This window comes from Cellulomonas endophytica (assembly GCF_004123805.1).
GTDB lineage: Bacteria > Actinomycetota > Actinomycetes > Actinomycetales > Cellulomonadaceae > Cellulomonas > Cellulomonas endophytica.
In genome coordinates this window covers 1-15,791 of record NZ_RWJX01000043.1, presented here as the reverse complement: position 1 = coordinate 15,791, position 15,791 = coordinate 1, and the positions used below count along the sequence as shown (strand labels likewise).

At 78.0% G+C, this 15,791-nt stretch carries 13 protein-coding genes; 5 read left to right on the top strand and 8 right to left on the bottom strand.

What is annotated here, in order from left to right; genetic code table 11:
- Positions 1-111: 111 nt before the first annotated feature.
- Together EJA20_RS12550 and EJA20_RS19775 are read right to left on the bottom strand one after the other, a co-directional pair.
- Positions 112-609 carry a PTS sugar transporter subunit IIA gene (locus EJA20_RS12550; protein WP_240675463.1) on the bottom strand — a complete coding sequence of 166 codons (498 nt, stop codon included), beginning with the start codon at positions 607-609 and terminating at the stop codon, positions 112-114.
- A gap of 34 nt (positions 610-643) precedes the next feature.
- A complete protein-coding gene (locus EJA20_RS19775; RefSeq protein ID WP_276319543.1) occupies positions 644-1,069 on the bottom strand; it encodes a PTS sugar transporter subunit IIB in 426 nt (141 codons plus the stop codon).
- On the opposite strand from EJA20_RS19775, the gene ptsP reads away from it, so the two are divergent.
- The 5 genes from ptsP (at position 1,062) to EJA20_RS12520 (ending at position 6,944) form a co-directional block, all read left to right on the top strand.
- Positions 1,062-2,768 carry a phosphoenolpyruvate--protein phosphotransferase gene (gene ptsP / locus EJA20_RS12540; protein ID WP_240675462.1) on the top strand — a complete coding sequence of 569 codons (1,707 nt, stop codon included), beginning with the start codon at positions 1,062-1,064 and terminating at the stop codon, positions 2,766-2,768. The genes EJA20_RS19775 and ptsP overlap by 8 nt on opposite strands.
- Before the next feature lie 10 nt (positions 2,769-2,778).
- A complete protein-coding gene (locus tag EJA20_RS12535; protein ID WP_129338488.1) occupies positions 2,779-3,162 on the top strand; it encodes a globin in 384 nt (127 codons plus the stop codon).
- A 5-nt stretch (positions 3,163-3,167) separates the two neighbouring features.
- The gene (locus EJA20_RS12530) at positions 3,168-4,088 is read left to right on the top strand and encodes an acyl-CoA thioesterase (protein WP_240675461.1); all 921 of its coding nucleotides are present in this window, start codon (positions 3,168-3,170) and stop codon (positions 4,086-4,088) included.
- A gap of 66 nt (positions 4,089-4,154) precedes the next feature.
- The gene (locus tag EJA20_RS12525; RefSeq protein WP_129338487.1) at positions 4,155-5,156 is read left to right on the top strand and encodes a DNA topoisomerase IB; all 1,002 of its coding nucleotides are present in this window, start codon (positions 4,155-4,157) and stop codon (positions 5,154-5,156) included.
- Positions 5,157-5,240: 84 nt separating this feature from the next.
- On the top strand, positions 5,241-6,944 hold the full coding sequence (locus tag EJA20_RS12520) for an SDR family oxidoreductase (RefSeq protein ID WP_205687485.1): 1,704 nt from the start codon (positions 5,241-5,243) through the stop codon (positions 6,942-6,944).
- 46 nt (positions 6,945-6,990) lie between these two features.
- On the opposite strand, the gene EJA20_RS12515 is transcribed toward EJA20_RS12520, so the two are convergent.
- From EJA20_RS12515 to EJA20_RS12490, 6 genes are all read right to left on the bottom strand, one after another.
- Positions 6,991-7,551 (bottom strand): acyl-CoA thioesterase, encoded by a 561-nt coding sequence (locus EJA20_RS12515; RefSeq protein ID WP_205687484.1) that lies wholly within the window; start codon positions 7,549-7,551, stop codon positions 6,991-6,993.
- An 84-nt stretch (positions 7,552-7,635) separates the two neighbouring features.
- Positions 7,636-9,243 carry a GTPase gene (locus EJA20_RS12510; protein WP_129338485.1) on the bottom strand — a complete coding sequence of 536 codons (1,608 nt, stop codon included), beginning with the start codon at positions 9,241-9,243 and terminating at the stop codon, positions 7,636-7,638.
- Positions 9,240-11,282, bottom strand: a complete 2,043-nt coding sequence (locus tag EJA20_RS12505; protein WP_240675460.1) for a dynamin family protein — start codon at positions 11,280-11,282, stop codon at positions 9,240-9,242. The genes EJA20_RS12510 and EJA20_RS12505 overlap by 4 nt, the downstream gene beginning before the upstream one ends.
- A gap of 109 nt (positions 11,283-11,391) precedes the next feature.
- Positions 11,392-13,074 (bottom strand): energy-dependent translational throttle protein EttA, encoded by a 1,683-nt coding sequence (ettA, locus tag EJA20_RS12500; protein ID WP_129338483.1) that lies wholly within the window; start codon positions 13,072-13,074, stop codon positions 11,392-11,394.
- Positions 13,075-13,251: 177 nt separating this feature from the next.
- Positions 13,252-13,800 (bottom strand): single-stranded DNA-binding protein, encoded by a 549-nt coding sequence (locus EJA20_RS12495; protein ID WP_129338482.1) that lies wholly within the window; start codon positions 13,798-13,800, stop codon positions 13,252-13,254.
- A gap of 209 nt (positions 13,801-14,009) precedes the next feature.
- Entirely contained in the window at positions 14,010-15,587 is a 1,578-nt protein-coding gene (locus tag EJA20_RS12490; protein ID WP_164983967.1) for a GTPase, read from the bottom strand.
- Positions 15,588-15,791: the final 204 nt, after the last annotated feature.

Here is a 15,791-nt window from a genome sequence, read left to right as displayed (position 1 = left end):
GCACCGGCGGCGCGCCACGAGGCGGCGCAGGGCGGGACGGCGGAGGGCAGGGGCGGGCGCCGGCATCCCACCGTCGGCGACTGCCGGGCACGGCCTCGTCCCGGCTGCCCCCTACCGCCAGCGCAGCAGCGGCTCGCCCGTCGCCACGGCACCCCTGAGGGCCGGTACGGCCGTGATGTCGGCCGCGTCCGCCTCGAGCGCCACCACGGGGCAGACGGTCGCCAGCCCGCGCCGCGCGATGTCGAGCGGCGACCACCCCACGACGGGGTCGCCGGCGCGGACGGCCTGGCCGACGGCGACGTGCAGCGTGAACCCCTCGCCCTTGAGGGTCACGGTGTCGATCCCGAGGTGCACGAGGACGCACCGGCCGTCGGGGACCTCGAGCACGAAGGCGTGCGGGTGGAGCGTCGTCACGGTGCCCGTCACGGGGGCCACGACGGTGAGGAGGTCCTGCCCGTCGGGCTCCAGGGCCACGCCCGGGCCGACCATGCTCTCGGCGAAGACGGGGTCGGGCACCTCGGCGAGGGCCACCACCGTCCCGGGGACGGGCGCGAGGACGGTGAGGAGCGGCCGTCCCGGGGGCAGCGGGCCGGCGGCGGGGTCGCTCACCGGGCCCGCCGTCGGTCCGAGCCGCGCATCCGCATCAGCGGAGGCTGTCGAGCTCCGCCGCGAGGTTGTCGGCCTCCGGGCCCACGATGACCTGCACGATGCGCCCGCTGCGCACGACGCCGAACGCGCCGGACGCCTTCAGCGCCGCCTCGTCGACCAGCTGGGAGTCGCCGACCTCGACCCGGAGCCGCGTGATGCAGGGCTCGAGGTCGACCACGTTCGTGTCGCCCCCCAGCGCTGCGAGGATCTGCTCCGCCTTGCTCACCGCGACTCCTCCGTCCCGCGCACCGGCTGCCGACGCGCCGGTCCAGAGTAGCGCCCCGGCGCGTCCCGGCCAGGCGGGCCTCCGACGGCACCCTCCCGAGGGACCCGCGGCCTGTCGCCTGGCGCAGGGACGGGCGGCTCCGCCACGATACGGCGATGACGACGGCGAGGTCGCAGCGGTGGCAGCGGTGAGCACGACCACGGTCCTGCACGGCGTCCCCGCGAGCCCGGGACGCACCTCCGCACCGGCGGCCCGGCTCCCGGACCCCGTCGTCGAGCCCGCTCCGGGCCTGCGCCTGCCGCCCACGAGCGACGTCGCCGCGGCGGCCGCGCGCATCGACGCCTCCTCCGCCCGGGTGCGCGAGCGCCTCGAGGCGGACGCGGCCCGGGTGCAGGGCGAGGCGCGCGAGATCCTCCACGCCACGGCCGCCATCGCGGCCGACCCCGCCCTGCTCGACGACGCGCGGCAGCGGGTGCTCGACGACCACCTCGTGCCCGAACGGGCGGTGTGGGAGGCGGCGGAGGAGGTCGCCGCGATGTTCGCCGCCCTCGGCGGGCTGTTCGCGGAGCGGGTCTCGGACGTCGCCGACGTGCGCAACCGGATCGTCGCCGACCTCACCGGCCGTCCCGTCCCGGGCCTGCCCGCGGCCGACGGGCCGGTCGTCCTCGTCGCCGGCGACCTCGCGCCCGCCCTCGCCGCGACGCTGGACCCCACCCACGTGCGCGCGGTCGTCACCGCGACGGGCGGCCCCACCTCGCACACCGCGATCCTCGCCCGGGCCCTGGGGGTGCCGGCGGTCGTCGCGGTGCCGGGGGTCGACCGCATCGTCGCCGACGGGGACCTGCTCCTCGTCGACGGCGACGCCGGGACGGTGACGCTGCACCCGGTCGAGGAGACGCCCGCCGCGCCCGCCCGGGTGCCCGTCCCGGCGGGGCCGGCCGTCCTGCTCGAGCGCGGTCGCACCGCGGACGGCCACGCCGTGCCGCTCCTGGCCAACGTGGGCACGCCCGCCGACGCGGCCGCCGCCGCGGCGGCCGGCGCGGAGGGGGTCGGCCTCTACCGCACGGAGGCGAGCTTCCTCGGCCGGGCGACGGCCCCGACCGTCGAGGAGCAGGTCGCCACCTACCGGGCGGTGCTCGACCGCTTCCCCGGGCGGGTGGTCGTGGTGCGCACCCTCGACGCCGGCGCGGAGCAGCGCCTGCCCTTCCTCGTCGACCACGGCGAGGCCAACCCCGCGCTCGGCGTGCGCGGCCTGCGCACCTCCGTGGCGCACCCGGACCTGCTCGACGACCAGCTGCGGGCGGTCGCGCGGGCGGCGGACGGCTCCGACGCCGACGTCTGGGTCATGGCGCCGATGGTCGCCACGGTCGGCGAGGCGCGGGAGTTCGTCGAGCGCTGCGCCGGGCACGGGCTGCGGACGGCCGGCGTCATGATCGAGGTGCCCGCCGCGGCCCTCGTCGCCGGCCCGATCCTCGCGCACGCGGCCTTCGCCAGCGTCGGCACGAACGACCTGACCCAGTACACGATGGCCGCGGACCGCTCCCTGGGCACCGTGGCGCGGCTCAACGACCCGTGGCAGCCGGCGGTGCTCCAGCTCGTCGCGGCCGCGTGCGCGGCGGGGACGGGGCGCGGCCGGCCCGTCGGCATCAGCGGCGAGGCCGCGGTCGACCCCCTGCTGGCGTGCGTCCTCGTCGGGATGGGGGCCGCGCACCTGTCCGTGCGGCCGAACGCGCTCGGGCCCCTCGGGGCCGCGCTCGCGGCGACGACGAAGGACGACTGCGACCGTGCCGCCGCGGCCGCGCTCACCGGCTCCTCGCCGGAGGAGGCCCGCGCGGCCGTCGGCGAGGTCCTGGGGCACCTCCTCCAGGCGGAGGCGGCGCGCGCCCACGGCTAGGGTCTCCCCCGTGAGGACCGACTCCTTCTACGAGGCCGTCGGTGGGCACGCGACGTTCGTCCGCCTCGTCGACGCGTTCTACCGCGGCGTGGCCGACGACCCCGTGCTGCGGCCCATGTACCCCGAGGAGCAGCTCGGCCCGGCGCGCGAGCGCCTGACCCTGTTCCTCGAGCAGTACTGGGGCGGCCCGACGACCTACTCCGACACGCGGGGCCACCCCCGGCTCCGGATGCGGCACGCGCCGTTCAAGGTCAACCCCGACGCCCGCGACCGCTGGCTGCTGCACATGCGCGCGGCCGTCGACGAGCTCGACCTCGCCCCGCTGCACGCCGCCCAGCTGTGGGACTACCTCGAGCGCGCCGCGCACTCCCTGCTCAACACCTTCGAGGACTGAGGCCCGTGACCGCACCCGACGGCGCACCCGCCGCACCCGGCGCCGCGCCCGACGCGACGGCCGCCGCCGCCGTGCAGGCGACCCTCGACGTCCTCGACCTCGAGCGCCTCGACGAGGACCGCTTCTCGGCGCGGAGCGTGCCGCAGCCCATGGGGCGCGTGTACGGCGGGCAGGTGCTGGCGCAGGCGCTCGTGGCCGCCGCCCGCACGGTCCCCGAGGGGCGCCTGCCGCACTCCCTGCACGGCTACTTCCTGCGCGCCGGGGACGTGACGAAGCCCATCGAGCTCGCGGTCGAGCGCCTGCGCGACGGGCGGTCGTTCTCCGCCCGGCGCACGCACGCCCTCCAGGACGGCGTGCCGATCCTGTCGATGATCGCCTCCTTCCAGCCCGACCAGCCGGGCGTCCGGTACGCCGACGAGCTCCCCGGGCCGGTCCCGGCACCGGAGGACGTGCGCTCGGCGCACGACGTCATGGGCCACCTCGACCACCCGGTCGCGCAGTTCTGGACCCACCAGAGCGCCTTCGACGTCCGGCACGTGGACGGCTCGCTCTACCTGCGGCCGGCCCCCGACGACGACGGCGCGCAGCGCGTGTGGATGCGCGCCCGCGCGCCGCTGCCCGACGACCCGGTGCTGCACCGCGCCCTCGTCGCCTACGCCTGCGACCAGGTCATGCTCGAGCCCGTGCTGCGCCGGGCGGGCCTGGCGTGGACGACGCCGGGCCTGGCGGTCGCGAGCCTCGACCACGCCCAGTGGTGGCACCGGGACGTGCGCGCCGACGCCTGGCTGCTCTACGTCCAGGGCACGCCGGCCGCGCAGGGCGGGCGCGGGCTGGGGACGCTGCGGGTGTTCGACGAGGGCGGGGCGCTCGTCGCCACCGCCGTCCAGGAGGGCATGGTCCGGGTCCCGGACGCGCGGGGCGACTGAGACCGCCGGGCGGACGGGCGGGCCGCTCGCCGAGCGCTCCGGCGGGCCCCCGGGCACGATGCCCGCATGGTCCGCCTGCGCCGCGTCCGCATCGACGCCCCCGGTTGGACCCGTCGCCGGTCCGGCCGCGGCTTCTCCTACCTCGACCACACCGGTGCCCGCGTCACCGACCCGGAGCACCTCGACCGCATCACGCACCTGGCGATCCCGCCGGCGTGGCAGGACGTGTGGATCAGCCCGTGGCCCAACGGGCACATCCAGGCCGCCGGTCTCGACGAGGCCCAGCGCCGCCAGTACCTGTACCACCTGCAGTGGCGCGCCCGTCGGGACAAGCAGAAGCACGACCAGGTGCTCGTCGTCGCCCGACGCCTGCCGTCCGCGCGCCGCAAGGTGACCGCCGACCTCGAGCAGGAGGGCTTCCCGCGGGAGAAGGCGCTCGCGCTGGCCTTCCGCCTGCTCGACCTGGCCTACCTGCGGGTGGGCGGCGAGGGGTACGCCAAGAAGCACGGGTCCTACGGGTTGGCGACGCTGCGCCGCGAGCACGTGGAGGTCCTCGACCCGGAGCACGACGGCGACGAGGGGCGCGTCCACCTGCACTTCCCCGCCAAGTCGGGGCAGATCCGCGACACGGTCGTGGAGGACACCGTCGTCGCCGACCTCATCCGCACCCTCGTCCGCCGGGACGACCCCAGCCCCGAGGTGCTCGCCTGGCGCGACGACGAGGGCACCTGGCACGACGTGACGAGCGCGGACGTCGGCACGTACGTGAAGGCGCGGCTCGGCGAGGAGGCGTCGCCCAAGACGTTCCGCACCTGGCACGCCACCGTGCTGGCGGCCCGGGGCCTCGCGGGGGTGGGCGAGCCGCCGGCGACGGACCGGGCGCGCAAGCGGGCCGTCTCCGGCGTGGTCAAGGACGTGGCCGCCGAGCTCGGCAACACGCCCACGGTCTGCCGCGCCTCCTACATCGACCCCCGCGTCATCGAGCTCTGGGAGCGCGGCAGCACCATCACGCCGACGCGGTCCCAGCGCGTCGCGGAGAAGCGGACGCTGGAGCTCCTCGGGTCCTGACGCCGTCCGGCCCGTCCTGACGTCGGGCTGAGGCGCCGCGTCCGCCCGGGTGCGGCGCCCCCGTCCGGGGCCCACACTCGCGGCGTGCCCACCACGCCCTCCGCCCCCGCCCCGACGGCCGAGGACGCCCACGCGGACGACCTCGCCCGCGACCCGGTCTTCCGCACGCTGACGGGCCTCGTGCCCGGGGTCGGGGAGGACGGCCGGCCCCGCCCCGACGCGCCGCTCGTGGCCGTCACGGGCGTCACGGGTTACGTCGGCGGTCGCCTGGTGCCCGAGCTGCTCGCCGCCGGGTACCGCGTGCGCGCCGTCGCCCGCCACCCGGACCGGCTGCGCGGGCGCCCGTGGCACGACGACGTGGAGACCGCGGAGGCCGACGTCACGGACCTCGCCACCACGCGCGAGGCCCTCGAGGGCGTGCAGGTCGCGTACTACCTCGTGCACTCCCTGGGCTCGGGCCGTCGCTTCGAGTCGACGGACCGCCACGCGGCCCTCGTCTTCGGCCAGGCGGCGCGCGAGGCGGGCGTCGAGCGCGTCGTCTACCTCGGCGGGCTGTACCCCGAGGGCGACGACGTGGACCTCTCCCCGCACCTGCAGTCGCGCCGCGAGGTGGGCGAGATCCTCCTCGCCTCGGGCGTCCCGACGACGGTGCTGCGCGCCGCCGTCATCCTCGGGAGCGGCTCCGCGTCGTTCGAGATGATGCGGTACCTCACCGAGCGGCTGCCGGCGATGACCGTGCCGCGCTGGGTGCGCAACCGCATCCAGCCCATCGCCGTGCGCGACGTGCTGCGCTACCTCGTCGGGTCCGCCTCGATGCCGCCCGAGGTGAACCGCGCCTTCGACATCGGCGGCCCCGAGGTCCTCACGTACCAGGACATGATGCAGCGCTACGCGCGCATCGCCGGGCTGCCCCCGCGCATCATCGTCCCGGTGCCCGTGCTCACCCCGCGCCTGTCGAGCCACTGGGTCGGGCTCGTCACGCCGGTGCCGGCCGGCCTGGCCAAGCCCCTCGTCGGCTCGCTCGTCCACGAGGTCGTCTGCGACGAGCACGACATCGCCGCGTACGTCCCCGACCCCCCCGGCGGGCCCGTCGACTTCGACCGTGCCGTGCGCCTGGCGCTCCGGCGGGTGCAGGACTCCGCCGTGGACACCCGCTGGTCGTCGGCGGCCGTGCGCGGCGCGCCGAGCGACCCCCTGCCGAGCGACCCGGACTGGGCCGGCGGGTCCGTGTACGTCGACGAGCGCCGGACCGTCGTCGACGCCTCCCCCGCCGCTCTGTGGCGGGTGCTGGAGTCCGTGGGCGGCGACCACGGCTGGTACTCGTGGGGCCTGGCCTGGCGGGTCCGCGGGCTGTTCGACCGGATCGTCGGCGGGCCCGGCCTGCGCCGCGGACGGAGCAACCCCGACCGGCTCGTCATCGACGACGCCGTGGACTGGTGGCGCGTGGAGGAGATCCAGCCCGGCCGCCTCATCCGGCTGCGCGCCGAGATGCGGCTGCCCGGGCTCGCGTGGCTCGAGCTGCGCATCGAGGACCCCGAGGGGGAGGACGCCCCCGACGACGAGCGGTGGCGCCGCCCGCCGACGGTCTTCGCCCAGCGCGCGCTCTTCCAGCCCCACGGCCTGGCCGGGCAGCTCTACTGGGCCTCGGTGACCCCGTTCCACGGCGTCGTCTTCGGCGGCATGCAGCGCAACATCGCGCAGGCCGCCGAGCGGGCCGAGCGCGCACGGCGGGACGGCACGGGCGGCCCGGCCGCCGACGCCGGGAACGCGTCGGCCCCCGCGGCCTGACGCGGCCCGGCGGACGGCGCACCCGGTCCGCCGCCAGGATTCCGGGTCAGCGGCGTCGCCGGAACGCCACGGGCTCCTCGAGGAACGGCGACCACGCCGCCCGCTCCTCCGCGGAGATCCGCCGCGGTGCGCCGGTGGCGGCGTCGACGAGCACGAGCGTCGACATCGCGCGGGCGTGCACCGCCGACGCCGGGTCGCCCGGGGGCAGGTCGTGCACCTCGTAGCAGATGTCCAGGCTCGCCCCGCCGAGGTGCCCCACCCACAGCACCACGACGACGGGGCGGCGCTGGTACGCCAGCGGCAGCAGGTACTCCACCTCGTGCCGGGCGACGAGGGTCGCGACCTCGGCTCCGGGCCCGGCGCGCAGGACCGCGGTCGGCCGGGCCGACCCGTCGCCGCGCGCGACCCCCACCGTGCCGGCCGCGTCCCCGGCGGGCGCGCCCTCCGGGTCCGTCGGCGCGTGCTCCGCCCCGGCCAGCGGCGGGTGCCGCCAGAACGCCTCGATGCGCGCCTCCTCGAGGAGCGTCATCATCTGCACGTTGTTGACGTGCGCGTACGCGTCCATGTCCGACCAGCGCAGCCGCACCGGCACCTCGAGCCTCGCCACGACACCCTCCGTCCGGGCCGCGCGGTGCGGCCGCCGGGCCATCCTGCCGCGCCGGCCGGCCGTCACGGCCCACCACGGGGCACGTCAGCCCGCGGCGGCCTCCGACGCCCGGTCCCGGCACCGCCGCAGCCGATCGAGGTCGGCGGCCACGGGCTCCACGACGAGACGCTCGGCCACCCCCGCCACCGCCGTGCGCAGGCGCCGGCGCGCCCGGGCCGCCCGCCGCCGCGCCCCGACCCGGGCGAGCAGCGCCGAGAGCAGCGCGAGCAGCAGCCCGACGAGCACGCCGCCGGCCACGAGCGCCGTCGGCACGGGCAGCGGCCCCCACTCGGGCGTGCGCGGCACCGGCAGCTGCAGGTACGCGGCGCCGGCCAGGGCCCCGAGCCACCCGAGACCGACGACGGCCGCGGCGAGCAGCACCCACTGCAGGGCGCCGACCACCCGCCACCAGAGCGCGGGACGCTCGGCGAGCAGCTCCGTGCCGGCCACCGCGGTGTCGAGCGCGTCGGCGACGACCTCGCCCGTCGCCCCCGCCTCCCGCAGCGCCCCGCGCGTGCCGAGCACCCACTCCTCCGGCAGCCCGGCGGTGGCGGCGTCGACGTAGCCGCGCACGGCGGTGGCGGCACGGGCGCGCACGGCCGGGGCCGCGGTCGGCAGGGAGGTGCGTCCCGTGGCCACCGGGTCCGGCGCCCCCACGCGCAGGTGGAGCCGCCGCAGGGGGTCGGGCCGCCACCGCGCCAGCCAGCGCAGCGGGGGCCACCCCGTGTGCGCCCGGGCCCGGCGCAGGGCCGACCCGCGCACCGCCTGGACCACCGCGGGCACGCCGGCCGCCGCCTCGAAGGCGTCCACGAGGGGCCGGGCGTCGGCCCGGCCCGCCGCGCCGGTGCCGCAGGCGGCGACGACCTCCGCGGCCGCGGCGCGCAGGTCGCCCCGCACCCGCGCCCCGGCGGCCTCGCGGCGGCGGGCGGCCTCGACGAGGAGGTCGCGCAGGGCGTCGACGCCCTCGCCCGTCCGCGCGCTCACGGCGAGCACCGGGACGTCCCGCAGCCCGTCCTCCGCCGCGAGGCGACGGGCGTCGGCGAGCCAGGAGGAGCGCTCGGGCGCCGGCACGCGGTCGGCGTGGTTGAGGGCGAGCACCATGACCCCCGCCAGGGGCGCCAGGGGCCGCAGGTAGCGCTCGTGCAGCACCCCGTCGGCGTACTTCTGGGGGTCGAGCACCCACACCAGCAGGTCGACGCGCTCGTAGAGGCGCTCGGCGACGGCCCGGTGCTCCGCGACGACGGAGTCGTGGTCGGGCAGGTCCAGCAGCAGCAGGTCGGTGGGGACGGTGCGGGCCGGCGGCACCGGCGGCCGGTGCCGCACGTCCACCTCCAGCCAGTCGAGCAGGGCGTCGGCGGCGTCCGGGTCGTCCGCCCAGACGGCCGCGAGCGCGCGGGAGGTCGTGGGCCGCAGCGCGCCGGGGACGGCCAGCTCCGTGCCGGCGACGGCGTTGAAGAGGCTGGACTTGCCCGAGCCCGTCGCGCCGGCCAGCGCGACGACCGTGAGCCCGGCGGCGAGGCCGAGCCGCTCGCGCGCGCGCTCCAGGGTCTGCGTCGCGCGCGCCACCACGTCCTCGGGCAGCCGGCCCCCGCCCGCGGCGAGCGCGTCGGTGAGGGCGTCCGCGACGTCCGCGACGGGCGCGGTGCGCCTCACGCCGAGCCGTCCTCGTCGGCGCCGGTGAACCGCCGCCACCACCCCCGCAGGCCACCGCTGTCGGCCCCCTCGCGCCGACCGTCGTCGCCGCCGTCGCCGCCCGGCCCCGTCCCGGCGCTGCCGGTCGCAGCCGCCCCGGCCCTCCCCGGTCGCGGCGCGTCGCCGGCCCGTCCGGCCCCCCGCAGGCGTCCCCGCCCGGAGGAGGGTGCGGCCTCGACGGCCTCCGGCAGGGGCGCGCGCTCGACGAGGGACACGGCGGCCCGGAGCCCGGACCCGTCCCCGCGGTCCGTGCCGAGGGCGTCGAGCTGGGCGGTGAACCGGGCCGCCTCCGCGCCGAGCAGCCCCTCGACCCGCTCGGAGAGGAGCTCCTGCGCGCGCACGGTCAGCCGGCGCACCGCGTCGTCGCCGAAGACGGCCTCCAGCAGCCGCTGCGCGAGCAGCGCGGAGCCGCCGGCGATCCCGACCTCGGCGCCCGTGAGCCCGCCGGTGGAGGCGAAGACGACGAGCATGAGCGCCGCGCCGAGGCCGTTCACGCCGAACGACAGCGCGCGGGCCTGCGTGCGCTTCCCGCTGCCCTCGTCCGTGACGAGCGCGAGGACGTCGCCCTGCCACGCCCGCACCTCCCCGGCGACCCGGCCGCGCAGCCCGGCCGAGGCCCGGGACAGCGCCAGGCCCTCGAGCAGCGGGCGCCCGGCCGCGTCGCCCCGCCAGGCGGCGTGCGCGCGCTCGGCGGCGCCCTCGGCGGCGTCGAGGACCACGGCGTCGAGGCTGTGCCCGATGGCGTCCTGCAGCGTCGGACCGTCGGCTCCCTTCCCGCGCAGCGCGGAGGTGACGCGGTCGCGCAGCCGGGACACGCCCTGCTCCACGGAGCGCATGAGCTCGCCCGTGCCGACGAGCTCCTGCCACCGCGCGAGCACCTCGCCGCGCAGGAGCGTGCCGTCGGAGGTGGCCTGCCGGACGTCCTCGGCGGCGGCCGCGTAGGCGGAGGCGACCACGGACCGCAGGCGCGCGTCGGCGGCCCGCTGGGCGTCGGCGGCGGCCGCGAGCTCGCCCGTGCGCACGAGGAGGTCGCCGATGAGCCCGTCCCGGGTGCGCTCGACCACGCCGCGGCGCGCGGCCGGGTCCGCCGCGAGCGCCGTGAGCCAGTCGGCCAGCGGCGCCACGGCCCACTCCGGCAGCAGCCCGTCGACGAGGGGGGCCTCCGGCACGGTCAGCACCGTCGTGCCCGTCAGGTCGTGCTCCTCGAGCATCGTCCGCAGGTGGGCGGCGACCGCGGCCTCCTCCCCCGGGTCGACGCGGTCGAGGACGAGCGCCAGCTCCACCCGGCGCCGGGCGGCCGTCGCGAGCAGCTCCCAGGGCACGGCGTCGGCGTACCGGGCGGCCGTCGTGACGAAGAGCCACAGGTCGGCGGCGCCGAGCAGCTGCCGCGAGAGCAGCCGGTTCTCCTCGACGACGGAGTCGATGTCGGGCGCGTCGAGCAGCGCCAGCCCCTGCGGCAGCTCCTCCGCCGGCGCCAGCCGCAGGCCGCCCCCGGCGTGCACCCCGGCGTCCGTCGTCCCCGTGGTGACGCCACCGGGGGCCGCCGCCTCGACCGGGGCGCCGCGCGCCGCCACCCCCGCGCCCTCGACCCAGCGGGCGAGGCCGGGCAGCACCCGGTCGGTGGTGAACCACCGGGCGTCGAGGGGGTGGTGGACGAGCACGGGCCAGCGGGTCGTCGGGCGCAGCACGCCCGAGCGCGAGACGGCCCGCCCGAGCAGGGAGTTCACGAGCGTCGACTTGCCCGCGCCGGTGGACCCGCCGACCACGACGAGCACGGGCGCCGCCGACGAGCGCAGCCGCGGCAGGAGGTAGTCGTCGAGCTGGTCGAGCACCTGCCGGCGGACCGCCCGCGCCTCGTCGATGCCGGGGCCGCCCAGGGGCAGGTCGAGGTCGGCGACCCGGGCCCGCAGCAGCACGAGCGCGTCGACGAGGTCGGGCGCAGGGCCCGCGCCGGCCCCGGGCTCGGCGTGCCGGGCGGGGGCACCTGCGTCGTCGACCACGGGCCGATCGTCGTCGGGCGCGACGGCCGCCGCCACCCGGGGACGAGGACGGGCCGGGGGCATGCACCCCCGGCCCGTCGTCACCGAGCCCGTCGGCTCGCCCCGCAGGTCAGTCGCGGCGCAGCTTGCGGTGCGTCACCCGGTGCGGGCGCGCCGCGTCGGCGCCCAGGCGCGCGACCTTGTTCTCCTCGTAGGAGGCGAAGTTGCCCTCGAACCAGTACCAGCTCGCGGGGTCCTCCTCCGTGCCCTCGTACGCGAGGATGTGCGTCGCGACGCGGTCGAGGAACCACCGGTCGTGGGAGACCACCACGGCGCAGCCCGGGAACTCCAGCAGCGCGTTCTCCAGGGAGCCGAGCGTCTCGACGTCGAGGTCGTTCGTCGGCTCGTCGAGCAGGAGCAGGTTGCCGCCCTGCTTGAGCGTGAGGGCCAGGTTGAGCCGGTTGCGCTCCCCGCCGGACAGCACGCCCGCGGGCTTCTGCTGGTCCGGGCCCTTGAAGCCGAAGGCCGCGACGTAGGCACGGCTCGGCATCTCGACGTTGCCGACCTTGATGTGGTCGAGGCCGTCCGAGACGACCTCCCACAGCGTCTTCTTCGGGTCGATGCCGCCGCGGCTCTGGTCCACGTAGGAGATCGAGACCGTCTCGCCGATCTTGAGGTCGCCCGCGTCCAGCGGCTCGAGGCCGACGATCGTCTTGAACAGCGTCGTCTTGCCGACGCCGTTCGGGCCGATGACGCCGACGATGCCGTTGCGCGGCAGGGTGAACGAGAGCCCGTCGATGAGCTGGCGGTCGTCGAAGCCCTTCTCGAGCCCTTTCGCCTCCAGGACCACGGAGCCCAGGCGCGGGCCCGGCGGGATCTGGATCTCCTCGAAGTCGAGCTTGCGCGTGCGGTCCGCCTCGGCGGCCATCTCCTCGTACCGGGCCAGGCGCGCCTTGCTCTTCGTCTGGCGGCCCTTCGCGTTCATCCGGACCCACTCGAGCTCGTCCTTCAGGCGCTTGGCGAGCTTCTGGTCCTTCTTGCCCTGGACGTTGAGGCGCTCCTGCTTCTTCTCCAGGTACGTGGAGTAGTTGCCCTCGTAGGGGTAGAGCCGGCCGCGGTCGACCTCGCAGATCCACTCCGCGACGTGGTCGAGGAAGTACCGGTCGTGGGTGACGGCGAGGATGGCGCCGGGGTACTCCTGCAGGTGCTGCTCCAGCCACAGGACGGACTCGGCGTCGAGGTGGTTGGTGGGCTCGTCGAGCAGCAGCAGGTCGGGCTTCTGCAGGAGGAGCTTGCACAGCGCGACGCGGCGGCGCTCGCCGCCCGAGAGGACGGCCACGTCGGCGTCCGGCGGCGGGCAGCGCAGCGCGTCCATCGCCTGCTCGAGCTGGGTGTCGAGGTCCCAGGCGTCGGCCGCGTCGATGTCCTCCTGCAGCGTGCCCATCTCGGCCAGGAGCGCGTCGTAGTCCGCGTCGGGCTCGGCCATGAGGGCGGAGATCTCGTTGTAGCGGTCGAGCTTGCCCTTGATCTCGCCGACGCCCTCCTCGACGTTGCCGAGGACGGTCTTCTCCTCGTTCAGCGGCGGCTCCTGCTGCAGGATGCCGACGCTGAACCCGGGCGCCAGTCGCGCCTCGCCGTTGGAGGGCTGGTCCAGCCCCGCCATGATCTTGAGGATCGTCGACTTCCCGGCGCCGTTCGGGCCGACGACGCCGATCTTGGCGCCGGGCAGGAAGTTCAGGGAGACGTCGTCGAGGATGACCTTGTCCCCGTGCGCCTTGCGCGCCTTGTACATGGAGTAGATGAACTCAGCCACTGGCTCTCTCGTCCGCCTCGGTGCTCGGGTGCTGGTGCAGGACCTGGTGCTCCGACGGGTGCGCGGCGGGCCCGCTCGCGGCGCCCGGCCCGGGGACCCGGGCAGCCCCGGCGTCCCCGTGCGTCCGGGCGCGCGGCGGCCCGCCGCCCCCGTCGTCCGGTCCCCCAGCCTAGGCGATCAGCGCGCGGCGCCGGTCGCCGCCGCCGGGTCGAGGTCGGACCCCTCCTCCGTCCCCGCGAGCGCCTCGTCGACCTCCGCGACGAGCGCGGCCGCCGCCTGGGAGACCCTCTCGTCCCCGTCGTCCTCCGGCGGGAGCTCCACGAGGCCCGAGACGTCCGCCGGGGGCGCGCCGCGCACGGCGCCCGCGGTCCGCTCGAAGGCCGCGGTGCCCAGCGTCAGGTCGTGCCCGACGGCTCGGGCCACGATGACGAGGTCCGTGCGGACGCCGTCCGGGCCCTCCCACTGGTCCGTCGCCAGCCGGCCCTCGACGACCACGGGGTCGCCCTTGCGCAGGCTGTGGCGCAGGTTCTCCGCGGCCTGCCGCCACACCTTGACCGTGAACCACATCGTCGGGTCCTCGCGCCACTCGCCCTTCTGGACGTCACGCCACCGACGGGTGCTGCCCAGCCGGAAGGAGGCGAAGTCCGTGCCGGTCGCGCTCGCCGCGCCGGGCCGGACGTCGGAGCCCACCCACCCCGTGACCGTGATGCTCGTGCCGTTGCTCATGCTGCCCCTCTCGCCACGCCCGGCCGTCCGCCGGGCTCGTGAGGGCAGCGTCGCCGGGGCGGCCCCGCCGGCGGGGGGGCGGCGGCGGCCCCCGGGGGACGGGGCCCGTCCCGTGCGGGCTGGGGGCGGCTCGCCGCCGCCCCGCCGCGACCTCGTCCCGACCTCGTCCCGGCCGCGTCGGTGCCCCGGTGCCCGGCGCCCGGCCGGGGTCAGCGGACGGTGCCGGCCGCCCGCGCCCGCTCGACGAGGGCCCCGACCGCCTCGTGCTCCGCGAGCACCGCCCGCGCCGGAGCGCCGGCGTGCACGTCCACGACCTCCGCGAGCACCGCCCGCGCCGCCGCCGGGGCACCGGTCGCCGGGGGTGCCGCCGCCCCGCGGCGGCCCCGGAGCGCGACGAGGAGCAGGACGGCCCCGGCGACGAGCAGCACCGCGCCCGCCACCACCGCGGCGGTCGCCGGCAGCACCAGCCCCAGCACCAGGGCCACCGCCCCGAGCGCCGCGAGGACGCCTCCGGCGACGACCCGGCCGGTCCCCCGCCCCGGCGCGACGGCCGCCCGCGCCGGCACCGCCGAGCGCAGCGCGTCCCGGGCGGCGGCGTGCAGCCGCTCGGCGGGGGCGGCACGGCGGTCGAGGTCCTGCGCCCACGCGGCCGGGAGCCCGCCCGACCGGGACGCCACCCAGCGCCGCCGCGCCAGCGCGACGGACTCCGCCTGCAGGTCGTCCGGCGTCCAGGCCGCCGACGTGCCGCCGGCGGGCGCGCCGGCCGCCGCCAGGAGCGCGTCGACGAGCGCGTCGTCCGCCGTGGCACCCCCGCCGCCGTCGGCGGTCGCGGCCCCGGGCTCGTCGTCCGCCGGCCGCAGCTCCGCGCCGAGGCGCTCGGCCACCTCGTCGAGCAGCGACTCCGCCCGGTGGGCCGCCAGCCCCGCCCGCCCGACCCTCTCGGCCAGCCGGGCCCGCAGCGCCGGGATCCCCTCGCCCGTCACCGCGGACACCGGGAGCACCGGCACGTCCAGCCCGTCCTCGCGCAGCAGCCGCGTCGCGTCGCCGAGCAGCCGCTCGCGCGCGTGGGGCGGCACGGTATCGATCTGGTTGAGCACGACGACGACCGCCACCTCGTGCGCGGCGAGCCGCCGCAGGTACCCCGAGTGCAGGGCGTCGTCGGCGTACTTCTGCGGGTCGAGGACCCAGACGAGCAGGTCGGCCTGGGGCAGGAGCCGGTCGACGAGGTGCCGGTGGGCCTCCTGCAGGGAGTCGTGGTCGGGCACGTCGAGGAGCACCATGCCGCGCAGGGCGGCCTCGGCGTCGCCGTCGAGCGGGCTCTCGCGCTGGGTGCGCCGGGCGGGGTCCACCTCGAGCCAGTCGAGCAGCGGCCCCGCGGACCGTCCCCACACGCACGCCGTCGTCCGGGAGGTCGTCGGCCGCCGCACGCCGACCTCGGCCAGCGGAAGCCCGCTCACGGTGTTGAACAGGCTCGACTTGCCCGAGCCGGTGCCGCCCGCGAGGAGCACGACGGTGTGGTCGACGCCGAGCCGGAGCCGGTCGCGCACGGAGCCCAGCGCGTGCTCGACGCCCGACCGCGTCCCGGGGTGCCAGCGGTCGGTCCCGAGCGCGAGGGCCCGCACCAGGGTGTCCGCCCGCTCGAGCAGCGCCGCCGTCCGCGGCCCCGCCGTCGCCGGGGGCGTCACCGCACCCGCCGTCGTGGGCGTCGTGGGCGTCCCGGCAGCCGCGGCCGGCGTGCCGGCACCCCTCGTCGTGGCGCCGTCCGCGTCCCGTCCCGTGACCGTCACCCGACCATCCTCCCCCGGACCCGTCCGCCGACCCGTCAGGTGAAGGTCCGCAGCACCGCGAGCCGCAGGCGCAGCCCCGCCGCGGCGTCCGGCGCCAGGTCCGCGGCCCGCAGCGGCGCCGCCACCGCCGCACGCGCGGCGTCGACCCGGTCCCCCGCCCGCTCCACGAGGTCCGCCCGCAGCGCGTCGACGGTCGCGCCGGCC